Consider the following 20419-nt stretch of genomic DNA (forward strand, 5'->3'; position numbering starts at 1 on the left):
CAGGGTAGTACATGGACGGCGCGGTGGATGGCTTTCAAACGCAGATGCGCGCCGCCCGCCGCAACGTAGCGCTGCTTGCTGCTGCGCAGGCCATCATGGGCGCGGCTGCGCCGCTTTCTATCTCCATCGGTTCTCTGGCCGGCTATCAGCTTCTCGGCGAAGACAAGTCGCTCGCCACCGCGCCAATTACCGGCTTCAACCTCGGCACCGCCTGCGGCGCCGTCGTCATCGCAATTGCCTCGCGCTTCTTGGGGCGCCGCGAAGCCTTCATGCTTGGGTGCCTGATCGGTGCAGCAGGCGGAGCACTTGCGGCGATTGCTCTCTTTCGCAGTGACTTCTGGTTTTTTGCACTGTCGCTGGTGATGATCGGCACCTCATCCGGCTTTACGCAGAAGATTCGCTTCGCCGCAGCGGATGCGTCACCGTCAAGCTACAAAGCAAAGGCCATTTCCTGGATCCTCGGGGCGGGCATCGTCTCTGCCGTACTCGGTCCCCAGATCGTCATCATGGCCAAGGATCTGTTCGCGCCGGTGACCTTTGCCGGTGCCTTTGCCGCCATCATCCCGCTCTGCCTCGCTTCGGTCGGTATCTTCGCCTTTCTGAGGCTGCCGGCCCAGAAGGCTGCCATCCATCATGCCGAGCCGGCGCGGCCGCTGAAGGAAATCGTGCTGACGCATCGCTTTCTCACCGGCATGATCTGCGGCATCTGCATATATGCGCTGATGACCTTCGTCATGACGGGCGCGCCGCTCGCCATGGTCATTGGCTGCGGATTTCCGCCGGAAATGGCGACGCTCGGGATCCAGTGGCATGTGCTCGCCATGTTCGGACCGAGTTTCGTGACGGGGGGACTGATCTCCCGTTTCGGCGCGGAAAAGATCGTGGCCTTCGGGCTCTTCACGATGATGGGCTGCGCGATCGTGGCTCATCTCGGCATCGAACTCTGGAATTTCTGGGGTGCGCTTGTTTTGCTCGGGATCGGCTGGAACTTCGGCTTCATCGGGTCGACGGCAATCGTGGCCTCGAGCTACCGGCCTCAGGAAGCCGACAAGGTACAGGGTTTCCACGACATCGTGCTCTTCGGCACCGTGGCTCTGTCCTCCTTCTCGTCCGGACAGGTCTTCGTTACCTGGGGCTGGTCCTTCATCAACATGGTCATCTGGCCCGTGTCCATAATCTGCCTTCTGCTGATCGCGGTCCTGCTGTTTCGATCGAAAGCGCGCCCCGCCTGACCTGCGACGCCTTGTCTCCAAGCTCGTCCGGGGGTTGACGCCAGTTCTTCTCCACCGCAATCTCGCCTCCGCATGGCGGAAACATCCTTTGGAGGGGAGGCGTCCGCCCGGAGGAAATGCGCGGCCGGGGCGTTGAGGCTCGGCAATTGGGAGAGGAAAAACGAATGATGGTGATTTCGAGTGTGATCGTATGCGGTCTGCTGTCGATCATCTATGCCGTGTGGGCGACACGTTCCGTGATGGCCGCCGACCAGGGCAATGAACGCATGCAGGAGATTGCTGGCTATATCCGCGAAGGAGCGCAGGCCTATCTGGCGCGCCAGTATCTGACGATCGCCATTGTCGGTGTCGTCGTTGCCGTCCTGGCATGGCTGCTTCTGTCCGGCACGGCCGCCTTGGGCTTCATAATCGGCGCGGTCCTGTCCGGCGCTGCAGGCTTTATCGGAATGCATGTTTCCGTCCGCGCGAATGTTCGCACGGCACAGGCCTCGTCCCATAGTCTGGCGGCGGGCCTCGATATCGCATTCAAGTCCGGCGCCATCACCGGCATGCTTGTCGCCGGCTTGGCTCTGCTCGGCGTCTCCATCTATTATTGGATCCTGACGGCAGGCCTCGGCCATGCCAGCGGCTCGCGAGAAGTTATCGACGCGCTCGTGGCACTTGGCTTCGGCGCCTCGCTTATATCCATCTTCGCCCGCCTCGGCGGCGGCATCTTCACCAAGGGTGCTGATGTCGGCGGTGACCTTGTTGGCAAGGTCGAGGCCGGTATTCCCGAAGACGACCCGCGCAATCCGGCAACGATCGCCGACAATGTCGGCGACAATGTCGGCGATTGCGCCGGCATGGCGGCCGACCTGTTCGAAACCTATGCCGTCTCGGTCGTCGCGACGATGGTGCTCGCAGCGATCTTCTTCGCCGGCGCTCCGATCCTCGAATCTGCCATGCTTTATCCGCTGGCGATCTGCGGCGCCTGCATCGTCACCTCGATTGTCGGCACCTTCTTCGTCAAGCTCGGCTCGAACGGCTCGATCATGGGGGCTCTCTACAAGGGACTGATCGTGACAGGCCTGCTCTCGATCCTCGGCCTTGCCATCGCCACCTCGATGACGGTGGGATGGGGCTCTATCGGAACCGTCGCCGGGCAGGAGATCACCGGTGCGAGCCTCTTTGTCTGCGGCCTCGTCGGCCTTGTGGTCACGGCTCTTATCGTGGTGATCACCGAATATTATACCGGCACCAACAAGCGACCGGTGAACTCCATCGCCCAGGCATCGGTCACCGGCCACGGCACCAACGTCATCCAGGGGCTGGCCGTGTCGCTCGAATCGACGGCGCTTCCGGCGATCGTCATCGTCGGCGGCATCATCGCCACCTACCAGCTCGGTGGCCTGTTCGGGACCGGCATTGCGGTCACCGCCATGCTCGGCCTCGCCGGCATGATCGTCGCACTCGATGCCTTCGGTCCGGTCACCGACAATGCCGGCGGCATCGCCGAAATGTCGCATCTGCCGCCAGAGGTACGCAAGTCGACCGACGCGCTCGACGCCGTCGGCAACACCACCAAGGCCGTCACAAAGGGCTACGCGATCGGCTCTGCCGGCCTCGGCGCTCTCGTGCTGTTTGCCGCCTATTCAAACGACCTGCAGTATTTCGCGGCCAATGCGGAGCAATATCCTTACTTCCAGGGCGTCGGGCAGATCTCCTTCAGCCTCTCCAACCCTTATGTTGTCGCCGGTTTGATCTTCGGCGGGCTCATTCCCTATCTCTTCGGCGGCATTGCCATGACCGCCGTCGGCAAGGCGGCAGGGTCGATCGTCGAGGAAGTGCGTCGCCAGTTCCGCGAAAAGCCCGGCATCATGCAGGGCACCGACCGGCCGGATTACGGACGTGCGGTCGACATCCTCACCCGTGCCGCGATCCGCGAGATGATCATCCCGTCGCTGCTGCCGGTGCTGGCGCCGATCGTCGTCTATTTCGGCGTTCTTCTGATCTCCGGTGGTGACAAGGCATCGGCCTTCGCAGCCCTCGGCGCCTCGCTTCTCGGCGTTATCGTCAACGGCCTGTTCGTCGCCATCTCGATGACCTCCGGCGGTGGCGCCTGGGACAATGCGAAGAAGAGTTTTGAGGACGGCTTTGTCGACAAGGACGGGGTCCGTCATATGAAGGGCTCCGAGGCCCACAAGGCATCGGTGACCGGCGATACCGTCGGCGATCCCTACAAGGATACGGCAGGCCCGGCAGTCAACCCGGCGATCAAGATCACCAATATCGTGGCGTTGCTGCTGCTGGCCGTACTCGCCGGCTAAGCCTCGAAACGAAAAGGCCCGCCGGTTCGACCGGCGGGCCCTTCGTTAAAACATCTGTCTGTTGGCCTTACTGGCTCGCGCCGCCGAGCATGCTGCGGACTGCTGCCGCGCCGCTGCTGGCTGCACCGGTACCGCCGGCAAGAATCTGTTGCAGGAAGGTCAGGTCGCGACCGCCGGTCGGCGTCGTGCGCGAGATCGTGTCGAATACCTTGCCGTCCTGAAGCGTGTAGTTGGCCTTGCGCGCCACTACGCCATCCTTGTTGAGATAGATCGCCAGAACCGACTGTTCGACCAGCTTCGGCTTCATGAAGGCGACAGCGCGCTCGCGGCGCTGGGAGATGTAGTAGAGCACTTCCGAATCGAAGGTCGCCGTCGTCGAGGGCGTGCCCATCGTCAGCAGCACCTGTTCGCGGCTGGATCCTTCCGGGATGAGGGCCAGCGACTGCTCATCGACTACGTAGCCGTTATACATGGTGTCGCCGATATTCATCGACGTGCAGCCCGAAGCGGTGACGGAGGCGAGAAGCATCAGGCTGATGGCGGTTTTGTTCAAAAATGTCATTCCGTACTCGGCAGTCCGCTTCTTCAACAGCATCCCCCACGTAATCAAATCCGGCCATCGCCGGGCATCTGCTGTTCATCACCATTGTGGCTATTCCGGGGACGAAGGACCGTGAGGGCATCAACTTGCCCGGATCGATCGAAACCCGAATGCGGCCATGGCCGAACGGCATTGCAATTCGCGCATGCTTCGGTAAACCAGCTTTCGCTTCCATGCAACATTAGGCGCAGAACTCAATCAGGATTTGGATCGCATATGGCGGGAAATCGCTCATTTCTTCGCAGCGAACCTTTGATGGATCATTGGCGGGACTATCGATGATCTTCGGCTTGTTCAAAAAGAAAAAGCAAAACCGGGCCATTGTCGAACGGCAATACGCGACCTTGACTTCGGCGGCGCGCGTTCCCTTCTTCTATAGCGACCTCGGCGTGCCGGACACTGTCATGGGCCGCTACGAGATGCTCTCGGTCGTGATGATCCTGTTCTTCCGGCGCACGGCGAAGTCTGGAACCAGCGGCCAGGAACTGGCGCAGGAGATCGTCGACGCCTTCTTTCAGGATCTCGACCATTCGATCCGCGAACTCGGGATCGGCGATCAGGGTGTGCCGAAGCGCATGAAGAAGCTCGCTGGCATGTTCTACGGACGCCTGGAGACCTATGCGCGCGCATTGGATGCACGCAACGAGAATGAACTGGCTGAAAGCCTTGCCCGCAATATCTACCCTGAGGCGCAGGCGCGCGTCGACATGACGCGGCTAGCAGTCTGGATGATCGAGGCGGAACGGCAGCTCGCCGAAATTTCGGAAGACGATATTTCCCGTGGGGGCGCGGTCATCGCGGCGCCCGGCCCGCAACAGGGCATGGCGGGAGAAGTGAGGAATGATGAAGGACCATAACACCACATCAGGCAAGCCGCCGTTTTCCTATCCGGTAAAGGTCGGCAATATCTCTGCCAATGCCGTCACGGTTAAGGTGGAGGCGAGCCCAGGCGAGCTCAAGGGTGTCGCCGAGCTTTGGGATGTCGTCGAAGTGAAGGCGTTGAAGGCTGAGGTCTATCTGTCGCGCTGGAAGAAAGATGGCGTCAGGATCAAGGGCCGCGTGTCTGCCGAAATCGTGCAGTCCTGCGTCGTGACCCTCGAGCCGGTCGAATCGAAAATCGACGAAACCTTCGAGCAGATCTTCATCCCTGAAGGGTCCAAGCTTGCCCGTATCGTGGCCAATGATGCGGCCGAGATGGTGCTCGATCCGGACGGCCCCGATGCGCCAGAGACGTTTATCGGCGATACGATCGATGTCGGCGAGGCGGTAACGGAGTTCGCAGCGCTCGCGATAGATCCTTATCCGCGCGCTAAAGACGTCGATTTTTCCGATCACATCGAAAGCGACGCGAGTACCAAGAGCGACAAGCCTAATCCCTTCGCTGTCCTCAAAGACTGGAAAAAAGACTAGCCCTGTTGTAAGCGGCGGCGAAAACTATATTTTGGCCACGATTTCGCCGGCTGGGCCACGCATGAGCATGGCCCGACTGCTGGCACCGACCGCCGGACAGCTGAATAAGCCGGTTCGGATGGCCGAGAACAAGGATCAGAGACGAGTGATCAGAATTTCTCTGGATGCGATGGGGGGCGATTTCGGTCCCGAGGTAGTCATACCCGGTGCCGCTAAGGCCCTCGACCGCCATCCTGACGTGACCTTCATCATCTATGGATTGAAGGCGCAGTGCGAGCCCTTGCTCGCCAAATATCCGAAGCTGCGCGAGCGCTCCGTTTTCCATGACTGCGAACTGGCCGTCGGAATGGACGAGAAGCCGAGCGCGGCATTGCGGCGCGGCCGTTACGTTTCGACCATGTGGCGTTCGATTGAAGCCGTAAAGCTCGGCGAGGCCGATGTCGTCGTCTCCGCCGGCAATACCGGTGCGCTGATGGCGATGGCAAAATTCTGTCTGCGGACGATGGCCGCCATCGAGCGCCCCGCCATTGCCGGCATCTGGCCGACCTTGAAGGGTGAGAGCATCGTGCTCGACATCGGTGCCACGATCGGTGCCGACAGCCAGCAGCTGCTCGATTTCGCCCTTATGGGCGGCGCCATGGCGCGCGCCCTGTTCGAGGTCGACCGTCCGACGGTTGGCCTCCTCAATGTCGGCGTCGAAGAGGTGAAGGGCCAGGAAGAGGTCAAGGAAGCCGGACGACTGATCCGCGAGGCCAATCTGCCGACGATCGCCTATCAGGGTTTTGTCGAGGGTGACGATATCGGCCGGGGCACGGTTGACGTTGTGGTCACCGAAGGCTTCACCGGCAATATCGCGCTGAAGACGGCTGAAGGCACCGCGCGCCAGATCGCCACTTTGCTGCGCGAATCCATGTCGCGCACCTTCCTTGCCAAGCTGGGATACCTTCTGGCCAAGCCGGCCTTTGACCGGCTGCGCGAAAAAATGGACCCGAACAAGGTCAATGGCGGCGTGTTCCTCGGCTTGAACGGCATCGTCATCAAGAGCCATGGCGGCACCAATGCCGATGGTTTCGCAGCCGCGATCGATGTCGGCTACGACATGGCGCGCAACGATCTCAACGCGAAAATCTCGCAGGATTTGAAGACTTATCATGCCAAGCGTCAGCCGCCGGCTGGCCCTGAAGCTGCATGACGACAGGATGTGAGTGAATATGATCCGTTCAGTAGTTCGCGGTTATGGGGCAGCGCTCCCCAAGCGTGTGATGACCAACCGCGACTTGGAAGATATCGTCGAGACCTCCGACGAATGGATCGTCCAGCGCACCGGCATTACCCAGCGTTACATCGCAGGCGAGGGGGAGACGACCGCTTCACTCGGTGAGCAGGCAGCGCGCGCCGCGCTCGACAATGCCGGCCTGACGCCGGATGACATCGATCTGGTGCTCGTCGCGACCTCGACGCCCGACAATACCTTCCCGGCAACCGCCGTCGACATTCAGCGCCGGCTTGGCATGAACCACGGCTACGCTTTCGACATGCAGGCGGTCTGCTCCGGCTTTGTCTATGCCATGGCAACCGCCGACCTGCATATCCGCGGCGGCATGGCGCGTCGCGCGCTGGTGATCGGCGCCGAGACTTTCTCGCGCATCCTCGATTGGAAGGACCGCACCACCTGCGTGCTCTTCGGCGATGGCGCTGGTGCGCTGGTGCTCGAGGCTGAGGAAGGCACTGGAACGACAGCCGATCGCGGGGTCCTGACGGCGCAGCTGCGCTCCGACGGTGCCCACAAGGACAAGCTCTACGTCGATGGCGGGCCGTCCAGCACGGGCACTGTCGGCCATCTGCGCATGGAAGGTCGCGAGGTGTTCAAGCACGCCGTCGGCATGATTACCGATGTCATCGAAGGCGCCTTCGAGGCGACCGGAACGACGGCGGATGATCTCGACTGGCTGGTCCCGCACCAGGCCAATCGCCGCATCATCGACGGTTCGGCGAAGAAGCTCGGCATTCCCTCCGAAAAAGTGGTCGTCACCGTCGATCTGCATGGCAACACCTCTGCCGCATCGATCCCGCTTGCGCTGTCTGTCGCCTGTGCCGATGGACGCATCAAGAAGGGCGATCTGGTGATGCTGGAAGCCATGGGCGGCGGCTTCACCTGGGGCTCCGTTCTCGTTCGCTGGTAAGGCAAAAGAGTTCACCCGGAACAAATAGTTGATTTTGCGCAGGTGCTTGACCCTAGTCGCCAAGCAAAATAATCTTTATCGGCTTTGGTAAGATCAATTTGGTAAATGGGCGGGGATCATGGCTGGAAAGACAGTGACACGTGCTGACTTGGCGGAATCGGTATTTCGCAAGGTTGGGCTTTCCCGCACCGAATCGGCCGAGCTGGTTGAAACCGTCATCGATGAGATCTGCCATGCCATCGTCCGTGGTGAGGCGGTCAAGCTTTCCTCCTTCGCGACATTCCAGGTGCGCTCCAAGAACGAGCGCATCGGCCGTAACCCGAAGACGGGTGAGGAAGTGCCGATTTCTCCCCGACGGGTGATGACCTTCAAGGCCTCCAACGTGCTGAAACAGCGCATCCTGAAGGCCCATCTCAGCCGCAAGGCGAAGCTGAAGCCGGTAACTCCCGTCGCCTGAGGCGATGTCACTCTTCTGTCATTCCTGTGAACATGCTTCAATTCGCTGTCTCAACCCATTGAGATAGGTGCGATTCGTGGCGTACCTTGCAAATCCCGGCGCGATCATGGTTGCTCGCTTGGGAATCCGCATTTGAGCGCGGCATGGAGGTTTGAACGGTGGACAAGAGCCCGGATGCATTTCGCACCATCAGCGAGGTAGCGGACGATCTCGATCTGCCGCAGCACGTCCTGCGTTTCTGGGAAACCAGGTTTACCCAGATCAAGCCGATGAAGCGGGGCGGCGGGCGACGCTATTATCGCCCGGAGGACGTCGAGCTCCTGAAGGGTATCCGTCATCTGCTTTACGATCACGGCTATACCATCAAGGGCGTACAGAAGCTCCTGAAGACCAACGGCAACAAGTTCGTGGCAGCCATCGCCTCCGGCGACATGGCAGCCATGGATGCGATAATTGCCTCCGGAAACGAGCGGCAGTCGGATCCCAAGGTTAGCGGCGCCGAGGATGATCAGGTTCTCGGGCGGCCCAAAGTCAAGCCGAGCGGCCGGTTCTTCGGCTTCGGACCTTCCAGTGATGGTGACACGCCCGAGGTCTCGATCGGCAAGTCCAGCGTAGGCAAAGAAGACAGGGCGCTCCTCCAGGAGGCGCTGTTTGATCTTCTGGAATGCAAGCGACTTCTGGATCAGGTGAGATAGCCGCTCACAGTCAGTTGCAACCATCACCAGAATTTTATCGTTCACCCCCGGTTCAGAACGAGAGTTAGATCATTATCTTTAGGGAGACATTCCGAGGAGAATGAAAAATGAAGAAACTTGCGATTATCCTGGTATCCGCAATCACCGCATTGTCTGGTGTAGCACCCGCGCAGGCTTTACCGACCGTAGGTATCCCGAAGGTTCAAACCTCGCAGCCGGTCGAAAATGTCCAGTACCGCGGTGACATGTGGCGTAACGGTGGTCGTCCCGGCCCGTACTGGCGCCACGGTGGCCGCCATCACCGCTATTACCGCGACGGCTACCGCGGCCGCCACTATGGCCGATATTATCGCCACCGCCATCACCATGGCAACAATGCCGGTGCCATCATCGGCGGTCTTGCGGCTGGTGCCATCATCGGCGGCGCGCTTGCACAGCCCCGCTACGCACCGCCGCCGCGCCGTTATGTTGGTGCCAGCGGCCACACGGAATGGTGCTACAACCGCTACCGTTCCTACAGGGCCTACGACAACACATTCCAGCCCTATAACGGCCCGCGCCAGCAGTGCTATTCGCCTTATCGCTGATCAATAGGCGCATTTGACCTTGAAGCTGCCCTGCGTGACGGGGCAGCTTTTCTTTTGCGTGGGGAGGGGGCTGCGAGACAGGGGCTTACGGATTAGCCTTCATATAGGCGATCACGTCATCAATCTCCGACTGGAACCACAGGCCCCAGAAACGCATGCTCGTACCGGGCACCTTCTTTTTCGGGCTCGCCAGGAACTCGGCAAGACTTGCCTCATCCCACACCAGCCCGTCCGCTCCGGCTTTCGTCATGGATTGCGAGTAGCGAAAGTCGGCGACGCTTCCCGCCGGCCGGCCAACCACACCCTTGAGATGCGGCCCCATCTTGTTCACATCACTATCGATCGCATGACAGGCGGCGCAGGTGGCGAAGACGCGCTCGCCGTGATCGAGGTCAGCGCCGGTGGCGTCCGAGAGCCCGTAACCGGACAGCAGGAATAGCAAGAGCAGGGCAAGGTGAGGGGAGCGATAAGACATCAGGTTTTTCGTGCGCTGTTAAAATACATGCGCTGAAAGCGCATCTTTGCGCTGCAAACGATATTACGAAGTCAAAGGGGATTTATTGGTCGGAATGGCGGGATTCGAACCCACGACCCCTTGACCCCCAGTCAAGTGCGCTACCGGGCTGCGCTACATTCCGACCTGCTGCGAGAGCATGATTTCACTATTATTTTCGTCCTCTCTGCGCAAGCCCCAAAATCCAAGCTCGGGAAGAAAAGGCAATGGAAGGATCGATTGGTCGCATTTAGCCCCGCAATCAAGCGGATTATGTGATGCTCTTTCCGCTCCCCCTGGCTGCAGCGTACAAAAAGCCCGCCATCTGAACCTGCCTCATCGGTTTTTCGATGCTGGCAGGCTCTGGTGGCGGGCGTCTTCGATGCCGATGTCTGCCCTATATCAGATGATCGGGCAGCCGCGTCGGTTGGCGAATGTTATCCGGTCCGGCCCGCGACGGGTCATGCCTTCCACAGTCACGCTGCGCGAAGTGACACGAACGACCTCGGGGCGACGAAGTCCTTCGTCGCGTGCGGCTGCTCGGGCCTCGCCGGGGCTGCAGCCGCGGTCGCGCATCCGGTCGTAGTCGCGGTCGCGATCACGCACGACCGGCCGGATACCATCCGGGCCGATCTGGAGTTGAACGTCCTGGGCTGCGGCGGGCATGACAAATGTTGTCGCTGCTATGACCGAAAGCGTAGCCATTGTGGTGGCTTTTGATGCGAATCGAAACATATCTCCTCCTTCGGAGCCGGCTTTTGTTTCCGGCGCCAAGAATAAATTCACGTAGATCTAACGGGAATATGGGAAGAATGTTCCTCGCATGAGGAAGGGTACATAAATATCGAAGTCATAATCGTGATTATGACTGAAGATCATATTGTTCGTTATTCAGAAAAGCTCAGCGAAATCGCGGTGCGCGACTTGCATTCATGAGCAACTCTTGCTGACTTGCAAACGGGCCGAGGAGTTTCAGGAGTCGGGACTCTTCTTCAGAATCGAGCCTGTATCTCTTGGCGAATTCGGCCACGCTCCAGACCTTTTTCAGGCCTTTGTCGTCAATGTCCGTTATATTCAGATGCGACGTCATGTGTATCCCCTCATTACGCCAACAGAAAAATTTCGGTTGTTTTTAGTAGTATTGCGTCTTTGACGTTAAAATTTCCATGCACTTAAGGTGCTCATTCTTCTTGGACTTTGACACCGTCCTGCCCGATGCTGATCGAAACGCCTTCTGGCTTCGTTTCTTCGCGGTAGGCGTAAATGCTGAAGCCCGCGATCACGACGATAAGCGCGCCGATGATGAGGTAGAGGCTATTAGAACGAGCCATGCGTATTCCCACTGTTGATTTGCGGCGAGAGAATGCTTGAAAACTCAAAAGGTTCCCGCACAAACGAGAATTTTAATCGTCGTTCGTGGAGTTAAGGTTTTGCGGCCTGATCCCTTCATCGGGTGAGCCTTGAAGCCTGACGCCGGCGCCCGAGGCGTCCTGCTGGCCAGCAGCCACGAAGACTACGCCTTTTGATTCGAACAGGCGCTTCAGCCGCTCGCCGACATCAGGGTCGGGCAAGCCGGCACCCGCTTCCGCCGCACGAATGGCGTCGGGGCTTAATCCGGACGTTCCGGCGAGGTCTTCCACTGTGATGTCTATGAGGGCGCGGGCGGCGCGAAGCTGTGCTGTCGTGATCATCAGGATGATCTGGAGTGGCGCCCGATGATGTCAAGCCAGCGGATGCCTGCGTCAGGTGCGGGATCGCTGTCGTCGCATATGCCGGTGTTCGAGCGCGAAACAGCCCCACATCACGCCGAGCAGCAGATAGAAGTGCCGCCAGTGGTCGGTGTCGATGACGTTGCCGATCAGCGCATGGCCGACGATCATGACCCAGGCGATCATCAGATAGGGCTGCCAGGGGCGTTCTCGTAGCAGATAGCGCAGACCAAGGCAGATCGTCGACCAGATCATGATCTGGTAGGTCACTGCACCCAGCCAGCCGTATGTGGTCAGCGATTTCAGCCAGATATTGTGCTCGTCCTCGCCGAAGATCTTGCCGAAGGCCATCGGTCCCATGCCGAGCGGACGTTCCAATGCCATGAGGAAGCCGATCTTGTGGCGCTCGAAGCGGCCAAGTCGTGCCCCGTCATATTCCTGCACCAACTTGGCCCGGTTCATAAAGAGGTCGGAGATCTGAGGGACCTGCAGGGCGATCGCGAGCGCAAGGACGAGGATCAGTCCCGCGACGATCGAAATGGTCAGGATCTTCAGGCGGAATGCGGTGGTCCGCTCCTTGAGCAGCATGACGATGACAAGCGCGATGCCGCCGAACAGGAGCAGGCCCCAGGCTGCGCGCGAGAAGGACAGGAAGACGCCGAGGACCAGAACGAGAATGCCGCCGATCAGGAGCGGCGCGGTCATGATGCGGCCCGTCAGCAGGCGGTAGAGCAGGTAGAGGATGGGGGCGACGAGATAGGGGCCAAATACGTTCGGATCCTGGAAGGCACCCATGGCGCGGTCATAGCGGGTGAAGACATGCGCGCCGGGAAAGGCGTTCAGATAGCCGAGAATGCCGAGCATCGCGGTGATCAGCGCGGCGACGATCCACGCCTTGAAGATGAGGTCCAGGCGCTTCGGGTCGTCCTCGATGATCGCGGCATAAAAGACCGAGCTCAGCGCCAGGAAGGTGGAGACGGCGAAATACATTGGCGCGCCGCTCATGTCCGCCATCACGGTCATGGAAAACAGGCCGCCGATATTGAAGACGAGCAGCAGTACGAGAATAGCGCAGACGGTGCGGGAGATGCGCAGGCCGAGCAGGAACCAGATCGCGATCTGGATGACCATGATCAGTTCGTAGGGCGCGGGCTCCGAAATCACGAAACCGGACAAAAACACGCCGAACGCGATCAGCGCCGACCCGAGTAGCCTGAAGAGGGCGGTTGTCGATGGGCGTTGTGCCCGGTCTTGGGTGGTCGTTACGGTCAATAGGCGTTGTCCGTGTTCAACAGCCGGATTGGTGTCAGGAACAGGATCTTCAGATCAAACAGCAATGACCATGTCTCGATATAGTCGAGGTCGTACTGGGTGCGGGCGCGGATCTTGTCGTCGGAATCGAGCTCGCCGCGCAACCCGTTGATCTGCGCCCAGCCGGTCACGCCGGGCTTCACCCGGTGGCGGGCGAAATAGCTCTCGACCACATCAACATACTTGCGTTCGCCGGTCTGGGCGTGGACGGCATGCGGGCGAGGGCCGACGAGTGACAGCTCGCCCTTCAGGACGTTAAAGAGCTGCGGTAGCTCGTCGATCGAGGACTTGCGCAGGAAGCGGCCAACCGGCGTGACGCGCGGGTCGCCTTTTGTCACCGCCTTGACCGCCGTCTGGTCACTCATGTTCGTGTACATCGAACGGAACTTCAGAACCTCGATGGTCTCGTTGTTAAAGCCGTGGCGCTTCTGGCGGAACAGGACAGGCCCCGATGAGGTGAATTTCACGGCCGCCGCCGCAGCCAGCATGATGGGCCAGAGCAGGGCGATGGAGATAAGCGTAAAGGTGATGTCGAAAGCCCGTTTGGCGACGGAATCCCAGTCGCGGATTGGCTTGTCGAAGATGTCAAACATCGGCACTGCGCCGACATGGGAATAGGAACGCGGCCGGAAGCGCAGGCGGTGTGCGTGGGCTGCAAGGCGGATGTCGACCGGGAGGACCCATAGCTTGCGCAGGAGCTGTAGGATGCGCGCCTCGGCCGTCGGGGGAAGCGCGATGATCAGCATGTCGATGCGCGCCAGCCGGGCGAATTCCACCAGTTCGGCAAAAGTGCCGAGCTTCGGGTAACCGGCGACCACGGTCGGCGAGCGGTCATGGCCGCGGTCGTCGAAGATGCCGCAGATGCGGATGTCGTTGTCCGGCTGTTCTTCCAGGCGCCGGATGAAAAGCTTGGCCGGCTCGCCGCCGCCGACGATGACGGCGCGTCGCTCCATCACGCCGTTGCGTGCCCAGTTGCGGATCGCAAATGCCGTGAGAAGCCGTTCGGCCAGGAGATAGACGGCGCCGATCACGAACCACAAGAGCGCGCCGACGATGCTCGGCGGAACGCCTTCAGAGAGGCTGAGGCCGGCGAGCATGAGCCCGAAGCCGACGAACCATGCGCCAAGCACGCGTGCCGCTGTGCGCCTCGCAGCCCGGATCGATGGGATCTGGTAGGCATCGACGACCTGAAGCAGGAGCACCGTCAACGCGGAGCCAGCGGCAACCACCGCGAAACGGGCGGCGAACATGCCCTCGGGATGGGGCGACAGAAAGTAACCGGCAATCAGGCCGATGATCAGCAGGGACAGGAGTTCGAACAACCGGAACTGGCCGATCAGCATGGATGGAGAATAGTTGCTGTCGCTGAACTGTGCCGCGATCTGCTTCGCCAGAGGGTTGAGCTCGGTCGACGTCTGGACGTCTTCCCCTCGGGCCCGGATTTCGGAGACCTTTCGACGCAGCGATTCGAGATCGAGATCTTCGGGATTGCGTTGCTGGTTCATCCATCGGCCCCTTGTTCCTCCCGTCGAAGCCGGGAAGGCAATGGTTTTCCCATAACAAATAGATGCTAAGGAAGCCTTTAGCGAGCCCTAATCGGCTAGCGCAGGAGCAGGCTTTCGTAGAGTTTCAGCATGTCCTGCGCCATGACCGGTGCCGAGAAGACGGCCTTGAAATTCGCCGGATCGGGCATCACGCGCTCGTGCCAGTCCGGCTCTGTCGCTTCCGCCGTCATGATGCGGGCAAGATCCTTCGCGTCGCCGGGCACGGCAAGTGCCTCGCTGCTTTCGCCTAGAACTTCCGGAATGCCGCCGACGCGCGAGGCGATGACCGACTTGTCGGCAGCCAGCGCTTCCAGAACGATATAGGGCATAGCCTCGGCCCGCGAAGGGACGACAACGGCTCTGGCCAGAGCAAAAGCCTTGCGTGCCGGCATGGCCGGCATCATTCTGACCCGGCGGCCGAGGCCGAATTGGGAGAGCATCTGGTGATAGCGTCCGGCATCCGGCCCGTCACCGACCATCAGGGCCGACAGCGGTCGGCCGATCTGCCGTTCGGTGCGCGCAAACGCGTCGATGAAGACGTCGGGACCTTTGAGATCCCGCATCATGCCGATATAGAGAAAATCCGCGGCGTCTGGTGCGGTTTCCACGGGCACGAATTCTGCCTCGTTGATGCCGTTATAGATGACCTGGGTCCGCTTCTTCGGCGTGCCGACCTTCGCCGAGAATGTCCGTCTCTCGTAATCGCAGACAAAGACGGTCGCGTCGGCGAACCGCTCCTGCAGGCGTTCCAGCCGCAGCACCGCCTGGCCGGAGATCGACGCGCGCGAGAAGTGCAGGCTGCCTCCGTGGGGGGAATAGACGCGGGCGACGCGAGACTTACCAACCCGCAACACTGAGCCGATCATCCGGGCCACCGCGCCGCCCTTGGCGCCGTGGCCGTGCAGAATATCCGGCCGCAAACTCTTGATATGCTGGTAGCTCTGATAGAGAGCCGCCATGTCTGTGGGCGAAATTGCCCGGCGCAAAGGCAGCCGCGTCAGCCCGAGGCTGAGCTGCGGCCGAATGCTGTCGAAAAGTGCATCTTCATAGGCGCCGCCCGTCGAGCTGTCGCAGAGAATTCCAACGTCGTGTCCCGCCGCCCGGTGCTCCTCCACCAGATCCCGCACATGCCTGAAGATCCCTCCCACCGGAGAGCGAAAGCAATGCAGGATACGCAGGGGAGCGGCCGCCATCGATGATCAGAACAGGCGCTCGCGGACGTAGATCGTATCGCCAGCAAGCACCGCCGCCGTCACGCCGGTCCGCCCGGTGATGACGCGGCCGTTGATCTTGCGGGTCACGTCGACGTCCTGCTGGTTGCCGCGGGATGTGAAGCCGCCGGCGATCGCCACCGCGTTCTGCGCCGTCATGCCCGGGACATAGGAATACTGACCCGGCCTGCCGACTTCGCCCATGACGAAGACGGGGCGGTAGCGGTCGATCTCGATGCTGACATCCGGATCGCGCAGATAGCCCTGCTTCAGGCGGCTGGCGATCGTGCCTTCGAGCGCTGGCAGCGTCTGGCCGCGGGCAGTGACCTGACCGACGAGCGGGAAGGAAACGTAGCCCGCCTGGTCGACTGTATAGGTGTTGCTGAGGCCCGGCTGTTCGAATACCGTGACGCGGAGGCGATCGCCGCTGTCGAGCCTGTAGGGCTGGACGGCCGCCTCATCGAAGCTCTTGGAGGCGGGCGCATGCGCCGCGCATCCGCTCAGCAAGGCGACGGCGGTCGCAAGGGCGAGCCCCAGGACTTTGTTGGATCGGGCGAAGACCATTTCGCTGCAGGCTCCGGCTGTTCATACCATTCGGCTGCATTATCGTTCGGTTAGGGTTAATAGCCGGTAAAAATCAGCTAGTGCTAAAACTGGACGGACATTAACCGGAGAGTTACTACGGTCCTTTACGTTTCTCTTGATTAAGGTGCGGAGTTCGTCATGTCAGGCGTAAACGGCAATCATCAGGACGTGGATATCGATCTTGGCCGCGTGATCGCAGCGGTCTGGGAGCGCAAGGGACGCATCCTGGCCATCACCGCCCTGGCTGCGGTGGCAGCTCTCGTTTCCACCAGCATGATGAAATCCAGCTATCGGGCGGAAACCCGCCTGCTGATCGAATCGCGCTCCCCCAATCTCAACGGCGGTGATCCGGCTGCGGCAGCCAACGATCCGGTTCTGGATTCCCTCAACATCACCAGCCAGGCGCAGCTATTGCAGTCGACGGATCTGATCAGGCAGGTCGCGCGTGACCTGAAGCTGTCGCAGTATCCGGAATTCGACCCCGCCGGGCAATCGTTGTTCCCGGATCTCCTCGTGATGCTGGGCCTCAAGCTCGATCCGATGGCACTCGATCCAGAAGACCGGGTAATTAAGGAGTTCCGCGACAAGCTCAATGTCTACGCGGTGGAGAATTCTCGCGTTATCGCCATCGAGTTCTCCTCGCATAATCCGCAGCTTGCCGCGTCCATTCCGAACAGGATGGCCGCGGTTTATCTTCAGCTCCAGAGTGGCGCCAAGCTCGACAATCATTCCGAAACTGCCAAGTGGCTGGAGCCGGAGATCGCCAATCTCACGCAGCGGGTCAAGGAAGCCGAGACCAAGGTTGCGGAATACAGGACGCAAAACGGTCTTTTCCAGACGACGGAGACGAACAGCTTCTCCACCCAGCAACTCAACGATATCTCGGCCGAACTTGCACGCGTGCGCGGCGAACGGGCGAATGCGGAGGCGAGGGCGGAAAATGTCAGGACGGCGCTCGAGGCCGGACGGGATTCCGATACCCTTGCGGATGTGGTCAGCTCTCAGGTCATCCAGCGCCTAAAGGAAGCCGAGGCCAACCTGCAGGCGCAGATCTCCGACCAGTCCGTCGTGCTGCTCAACAATCATCCGCGACTGCGCGGATTGAGGGCGCAGCTTTCCGGCATTCGCCAGCAGATCGATACCGAGACCCGCAAGATTCTCGGCAGCCTCGACAGCGAGGCGGAAGTCTCGCGACTGCGGGAACGCCAGCTGATGGCACAGCTCAATAACCTTAAGGCCGATTCCGCCAAGGCCGGCGAAGAGGAAGTCGGCCTGCGCGCGCTCGAGCGCGAAGCCGCCGCCCAGCGCCAGCTCCTGGAAACATATCTCGCCCGCTACCGCGAAGCGACGTCGAGGTTGGACAGCAACGCGACGCCCGCAGACGCCCGCGTCGTGTCGCAGGCCGTCGAGCCCGCCGAGCCTTATTTCCCGAAAATCATCCCGATCGTCATCGTCGTGACGCTGGCGACCCTGATCGTCAGCTGCCTTGCAGTGATGATCTCCGAACTCTTCAGCGGACGGGCCCTGCGTCCCGTTAATCGTGATCCTTCGGATGAGGTGGAGGAGGTCGAATCGCACAAGGTGGAGCGCGTGAGTGTCGCAAAGCCTCTCGCAGCACCGGTCGCCGCGGAAGTGACGGCGCCGCCCCAACCTCAGCCACGACCGGAGCCCCGGTCCGAGCCGGAACAAAAGCCCGCGCCCCAATCCGTCGCGGCACCGGTGGAGGAGCCGAGGCTGGAGCGCGAGGCTGTTGTCCAGCAGACGCCGGTCGTGACGCAGAACGTAGCCGCACCGGCACATGTCCCCTCGGGGGGCATCGAAACGCCGGACAATGCCGACGCCCCCGACCAGGGCTTTACCATCGCATCTGTCGTGCGCCATCTCCAGCGCTATGACGTGCCTGTCGCCACGGCTGTATCGCCGGGCGGCGATGAAGGCTCGACGGCGACCGTCATGCTTGCCCGTGCCGCGGCCGAGGCCGGACGAACCGTGGTTCTGGTCGACCTGACCGGCTCCGCCTGCCCGACGCGCCTGATGGCCGAGAACGACAGGCTTTTGGGCATTACGGACCTGCTCAGCGGTGAGAGCGCCTTCGGCGATGCCATTCATCCGGATCGGCTGTCCGATGCCCACATCATCCCGCAGGGCATCTCGGATCCGGTAAAGGCTATGCGCGGCGTCGATCGCCTGACGATGATCGTTGACGCTCTGTCAGATGCCTATGATCTCGTGCTGATCGAATGTGGGCCGGCCGAGACGGGCGGGCTGTCGCGCCTGGTCCGCAGCGACCGGACAGAGGTCATCCTCTCCGTGCCCGGGTTCAGCGAAACGGATATCACCAGGCTTGTCCTGGACTATGCCGAAGCCGGTTTCCGCAATCTCCTCGTCATGTCGGAGCAGGACGACCGGCATCATCCGCCGTCGCGCAATCGCACCGCAGCCTAAAGCGCCGAATTGAAAGGATGAAGGTGTCGATTAGTGCTGGGCACGCCAGCGCTGGGCGAGGGCGTAAAGCCGCGGACGTTTCTTGATCGCCGCCTTGAGCCGGGTTTCCGCCACCAGCAAAGGCGCCATCACTCTTCCCCTGGTGCTCACGGGAAGCAGGATGTCATGATGCACCGTTTCCTGGCTGCACCAGCTGCGCTTGTAAAGCTGATCGCCGATGCCGAAATCGAAGAGCGTCGCGCCTTCCGCGATGCTTCTTTCCACGGCCAGCCAAAAGAGAAGTTCGCCGGGGCTTGCCTCTGCGCCGATGCTCTCGTCGATAGAGCTGAACTGGCACAGCACGTGGTCCCCCTTGCGTGACAGTCCGCTGACGGCAGCGATATGCCCCTCGTGCTCGCCCTTCAGGCGGATCGCCTGCATCGCCAGAGATGTATCGCGGCCATGCGCCGGTGAGCCGATCAGCCGATGAAGGAAATCGCGGGTCTCGGCGGAGTGAAAGACGTCAGGCAGGCCGAACGCCTGGAGGCGTGCCCCCTTCTGCGAGAAGAAGCAGTCGAGCAGCATATGCTGCTGCTGTGTGCTTGTTGCGACGACGTGCTCGAAGCCGCCGAGCGCCTCCAGCTTGCGGGTCTGGCTGCGGAACTTCTTGCGGCGGGTCTTGGCGTTGAGCTGGGCCAGTGTGGCTTCCATCGTGCTGAGAAGCGGCAGCTGAAAGGACCGGTTCTGGTTTTCCACCGAGGCGAGGACGCCAAGTGGATGGGAGAGCCCTTTCCATTGGAGCGGCACCTGGTCAAGAACGAGAAGATCAGCCCTGCCACGCAGGGCTCTAGCAACTGCGCTTCTGAATTGTTGCAGCTCCTCCGGGTTCGGCGCCACAAGCTCCTCGGAAAAAAGTCCGGTATTGATGTTGTTGAAGCGCCCGCCGGGAAAACGCGCGGTCTTGCAGAATTTTGACGCGACGATTTCGAGCGGCAGGAGGAGCAGGATGCGTCCGCGGACCGAGCCGGTGACGATCAAAAGCTCGTGTTCGTGCGCCTCTGCCCAGGCGCGGCACCAGTCCAGGCTCTGGTTCAGAGAATTCCATTCGCGCTGCTGCAGGCTGCGCCACGCCTCTTCGAGCGAGTGATCGTCATGCACGAGGGCGATTTCGAGATCGGCAAATCCCATGGACGGCTCATCTGCCGTCAAACCGCTGCGGGCCTGCGACACGTTCGTCTCGTCCTGATCTGCCAGAGCGGCCATGCTTCACCCATATCCTCGCGCCTCATATTAGGCTGCGGGCACGAACAATGCGTTTATGGCATGGAAAAGATGTCTGAAGCACGGCGTCTGGTTAATGGGCGATGAAGATCTATCGCTTAGGACGCGGGCCAGCCATCCACTTGATGATCAGCATGGCCGGCAGGATCCAGAGCAGGCCGGACAGCGCGAAATAGAGGAGATGCACCCACCAGGGCGAGGTGGCGAGCGTGAGCGTGGCGACCGTCGTGGCCGCGAGCGCGTAGGTGATGACCAGGACGATGATCAGGATCGTGCCGACAAAGCTTCTCAAACGCGGAACCAAGACACGCCTCCCATATCCCCCACTGGCACCCGCTACCGGTAGCCGCGACCGCATGCCGCAAAGTGCTGGGGCTTGTTTTGCACGGG

Annotated in this window: 22 protein-coding genes and 1 tRNA gene; 10 read left to right on the forward strand and 13 right to left on the reverse strand. The window is 60.9% G+C overall.

Features of this window, described 5'->3' with window-relative positions; all coding sequences use genetic code 11:
- The first annotated feature begins 11 nt into the window (after positions 1-11).
- Together BM216_RS21795 and BM216_RS21800 are read left to right on the forward strand one after the other, a co-directional pair.
- Positions 12-1232 carry an MFS transporter gene (locus BM216_RS21795; RefSeq protein ID WP_093001328.1) on the forward strand — a complete coding sequence of 407 codons (1221 nt, stop codon included), beginning with the start codon at positions 12-14 and terminating at the stop codon, positions 1230-1232.
- Between the two features lie 164 nt (positions 1233-1396).
- On the forward strand, positions 1397-3538 hold the full coding sequence (locus tag BM216_RS21800) for a sodium-translocating pyrophosphatase (RefSeq protein WP_093001329.1): 2142 nt from the start codon (positions 1397-1399) through the stop codon (positions 3536-3538).
- A gap of 67 nt (positions 3539-3605) precedes the next feature.
- Here the strand turns inward: BM216_RS21800 and BM216_RS21805 are convergent, their stop codons facing one another.
- Positions 3606-4133 (reverse strand): outer membrane protein assembly factor BamE, encoded by a 528-nt coding sequence (locus tag BM216_RS21805; RefSeq protein ID WP_093001330.1) that lies wholly within the window; start codon positions 4131-4133, stop codon positions 3606-3608.
- 284 nt (positions 4134-4417) lie between these two features.
- Here BM216_RS21805 and BM216_RS21810 point away from each other — a divergent pair, with 284 nt between their 5' ends.
- The 7 genes from BM216_RS21810 to BM216_RS21840 all read left to right on the forward strand — a co-directional run bounded on the left by BM216_RS21810 (position 4418) and on the right by BM216_RS21840 (position 9471).
- On the forward strand, positions 4418-4996 hold the full coding sequence (locus BM216_RS21810; protein WP_093001331.1) for a ubiquinol-cytochrome C chaperone family protein: 579 nt from the start codon (positions 4418-4420) through the stop codon (positions 4994-4996).
- Positions 4983-5549, forward strand: a complete 567-nt coding sequence (locus BM216_RS21815) for a YceD family protein (RefSeq protein WP_093001452.1) — start codon at positions 4983-4985, stop codon at positions 5547-5549. The genes BM216_RS21810 and BM216_RS21815 overlap by 14 nt, the downstream gene beginning before the upstream one ends.
- A gap of 145 nt (positions 5550-5694) precedes the next feature.
- Positions 5695-6741: a phosphate acyltransferase PlsX gene (plsX, locus tag BM216_RS21820; RefSeq protein ID WP_093001453.1), complete on the forward strand. Its 1047-nt coding sequence runs from the start codon at positions 5695-5697 to the stop codon at positions 6739-6741.
- 19 nt (positions 6742-6760) lie between these two features.
- Positions 6761-7732 carry a beta-ketoacyl-ACP synthase III gene (locus tag BM216_RS21825; protein ID WP_093001332.1) on the forward strand — a complete coding sequence of 324 codons (972 nt, stop codon included), beginning with the start codon at positions 6761-6763 and terminating at the stop codon, positions 7730-7732.
- A gap of 118 nt (positions 7733-7850) precedes the next feature.
- On the forward strand, positions 7851-8189 hold the full coding sequence (locus BM216_RS21830; protein ID WP_093001333.1) for an integration host factor subunit alpha: 339 nt from the start codon (positions 7851-7853) through the stop codon (positions 8187-8189).
- A 158-nt stretch (positions 8190-8347) separates the two neighbouring features.
- Positions 8348-8884 (forward strand): MerR family transcriptional regulator, encoded by a 537-nt coding sequence (locus BM216_RS21835; RefSeq protein WP_093001334.1) that lies wholly within the window; start codon positions 8348-8350, stop codon positions 8882-8884.
- 107 nt (positions 8885-8991) lie between these two features.
- Positions 8992-9471, forward strand: a complete 480-nt coding sequence (locus BM216_RS21840; RefSeq protein ID WP_093001335.1) for a BA14K family protein — start codon at positions 8992-8994, stop codon at positions 9469-9471.
- An 85-nt stretch (positions 9472-9556) separates the two neighbouring features.
- Here BM216_RS21840 and BM216_RS35060 read toward each other — a convergent pair whose 3' ends face one another.
- The 10 genes from BM216_RS35060 to BM216_RS21890 all read right to left on the reverse strand — a co-directional run bounded on the left by BM216_RS35060 (position 9557) and on the right by BM216_RS21890 (position 16303).
- Positions 9557-9946 carry a c-type cytochrome gene (locus tag BM216_RS35060; RefSeq protein ID WP_093001336.1) on the reverse strand — a complete coding sequence of 130 codons (390 nt, stop codon included), beginning with the start codon at positions 9944-9946 and terminating at the stop codon, positions 9557-9559.
- An 86-nt stretch (positions 9947-10032) separates the two neighbouring features.
- Positions 10033-10109: transfer RNA gene (locus BM216_RS21850), tRNA-Pro, on the reverse strand.
- Between the two features lie 257 nt (positions 10110-10366).
- Positions 10367-10669, reverse strand: a complete 303-nt coding sequence (locus BM216_RS21855) for a hypothetical protein (RefSeq protein WP_244530261.1) — start codon at positions 10667-10669, stop codon at positions 10367-10369.
- Positions 10670-10865: 196 nt separating this feature from the next.
- A complete protein-coding gene (locus BM216_RS21860) occupies positions 10866-11054 on the reverse strand; it encodes a hypothetical protein (RefSeq protein WP_093001338.1) in 189 nt (62 codons plus the stop codon).
- Between the two features lie 91 nt (positions 11055-11145).
- A complete protein-coding gene (locus BM216_RS21865; RefSeq protein WP_143102820.1) occupies positions 11146-11343 on the reverse strand; it encodes a hypothetical protein in 198 nt (65 codons plus the stop codon).
- A gap of 24 nt (positions 11344-11367) precedes the next feature.
- Positions 11368-11655, reverse strand: coding sequence for a helix-turn-helix domain-containing protein (locus BM216_RS21870; protein WP_093001340.1), 288 nt, complete (start codon positions 11653-11655; stop codon positions 11368-11370).
- 51 nt (positions 11656-11706) lie between these two features.
- Positions 11707-12945: an O-antigen ligase family protein gene (locus tag BM216_RS21875; protein WP_093001341.1), complete on the reverse strand. Its 1239-nt coding sequence runs from the start codon at positions 12943-12945 to the stop codon at positions 11707-11709.
- Positions 12942-14489: an undecaprenyl-phosphate glucose phosphotransferase gene (locus tag BM216_RS21880; protein WP_093001342.1), complete on the reverse strand. Its 1548-nt coding sequence runs from the start codon at positions 14487-14489 to the stop codon at positions 12942-12944. The genes BM216_RS21875 and BM216_RS21880 overlap by 4 nt, the downstream gene beginning before the upstream one ends.
- A gap of 95 nt (positions 14490-14584) precedes the next feature.
- The gene (locus tag BM216_RS21885; protein WP_093001343.1) at positions 14585-15721 is read right to left on the reverse strand and encodes a glycosyltransferase family 4 protein; all 1137 of its coding nucleotides are present in this window, start codon (positions 15719-15721) and stop codon (positions 14585-14587) included.
- Between the two features lie 6 nt (positions 15722-15727).
- Positions 15728-16303, reverse strand: coding sequence for a polysaccharide biosynthesis/export family protein (locus BM216_RS21890; RefSeq protein WP_093001344.1), 576 nt, complete (start codon positions 16301-16303; stop codon positions 15728-15730).
- Between the two features lie 159 nt (positions 16304-16462).
- On the opposite strand from BM216_RS21890, the gene BM216_RS21895 reads away from it, so the two are divergent.
- Positions 16463-18769: a GumC family protein gene (locus tag BM216_RS21895; protein ID WP_093001345.1), complete on the forward strand. Its 2307-nt coding sequence runs from the start codon at positions 16463-16465 to the stop codon at positions 18767-18769.
- Between the two features lie 30 nt (positions 18770-18799).
- Here the strand turns inward: BM216_RS21895 and BM216_RS21900 are convergent, their stop codons facing one another.
- Together BM216_RS21900 and BM216_RS21905 are read right to left on the reverse strand one after the other, a co-directional pair.
- Positions 18800-20011, reverse strand: a complete 1212-nt coding sequence (locus tag BM216_RS21900; RefSeq protein ID WP_244530262.1) for a GNAT family N-acetyltransferase — start codon at positions 20009-20011, stop codon at positions 18800-18802.
- A 109-nt stretch (positions 20012-20120) separates the two neighbouring features.
- A complete protein-coding gene (locus BM216_RS21905; RefSeq protein ID WP_093001346.1) occupies positions 20121-20333 on the reverse strand; it encodes a DUF2842 domain-containing protein in 213 nt (70 codons plus the stop codon).
- Between the last annotated feature and the right edge of the window lie 86 nt (positions 20334-20419).

The sequence above is a fragment of the Rhizobium sp. NFR07 genome, from assembly GCF_900111905.1.
Lineage (GTDB): Bacteria > Pseudomonadota > Alphaproteobacteria > Rhizobiales > Rhizobiaceae > Neorhizobium.

Excerpts from the sequence above, each read along its gene's own strand:
- BM216_RS21890 (WP_093001344.1), bottom strand. The coding sequence starts at position 16,303 with ATGGTCTTCGCCCGATCCAACAAAGTCCTGGGGCTCGCCCTTGCGACC.
- BM216_RS21895 (WP_093001345.1), top strand. The coding sequence starts at position 16,463 with ATGTCAGGCGTAAACGGCAATCATCAGGACGTGGATATCGATCTTGGC.
- BM216_RS21900 (WP_244530262.1), bottom strand. The coding sequence starts at position 20,011 with ATGGCCGCTCTGGCAGATCAGGACGAGACGAACGTGTCGCAGGCCCGC.
- BM216_RS21805 (WP_093001330.1), bottom strand. The coding sequence starts at position 4,133 with ATGCTGTTGAAGAAGCGGACTGCCGAGTACGGAATGACATTTTTGAAC.
- BM216_RS21860 (WP_093001338.1), bottom strand. The coding sequence starts at position 11,054 with ATGACGTCGCATCTGAATATAACGGACATTGACGACAAAGGCCTGAAA.
- BM216_RS35060 (WP_093001336.1), bottom strand. The coding sequence starts at position 9,946 with ATGTCTTATCGCTCCCCTCACCTTGCCCTGCTCTTGCTATTCCTGCTG.
- BM216_RS21880 (WP_093001342.1), bottom strand. The coding sequence starts at position 14,489 with ATGAACCAGCAACGCAATCCCGAAGATCTCGATCTCGAATCGCTGCGT.
- BM216_RS21840 (WP_093001335.1), top strand. The coding sequence starts at position 8,992 with ATGAAGAAACTTGCGATTATCCTGGTATCCGCAATCACCGCATTGTCT.
- BM216_RS21885 (WP_093001343.1), bottom strand. The coding sequence starts at position 15,721 with ATGGCGGCCGCTCCCCTGCGTATCCTGCATTGCTTTCGCTCTCCGGTG.
- BM216_RS21800 (WP_093001329.1), top strand. The coding sequence starts at position 1,397 with ATGATGGTGATTTCGAGTGTGATCGTATGCGGTCTGCTGTCGATCATC.
- BM216_RS21830 (WP_093001333.1), top strand. The coding sequence starts at position 7,851 with ATGGCTGGAAAGACAGTGACACGTGCTGACTTGGCGGAATCGGTATTT.
- BM216_RS21825 (WP_093001332.1), top strand. The coding sequence starts at position 6,761 with ATGATCCGTTCAGTAGTTCGCGGTTATGGGGCAGCGCTCCCCAAGCGT.
- BM216_RS21810 (WP_093001331.1), top strand. The coding sequence starts at position 4,418 with ATGATCTTCGGCTTGTTCAAAAAGAAAAAGCAAAACCGGGCCATTGTC.
- BM216_RS21870 (WP_093001340.1), bottom strand. The coding sequence starts at position 11,655 with ATGATCACGACAGCACAGCTTCGCGCCGCCCGCGCCCTCATAGACATC.
- BM216_RS21795 (WP_093001328.1), top strand. The coding sequence starts at position 12 with ATGGACGGCGCGGTGGATGGCTTTCAAACGCAGATGCGCGCCGCCCGC.
- BM216_RS21815 (WP_093001452.1), top strand. The coding sequence starts at position 4,983 with ATGAAGGACCATAACACCACATCAGGCAAGCCGCCGTTTTCCTATCCG.
- BM216_RS21855 (WP_244530261.1), bottom strand. The coding sequence starts at position 10,669 with ATGGCTACGCTTTCGGTCATAGCAGCGACAACATTTGTCATGCCCGCC.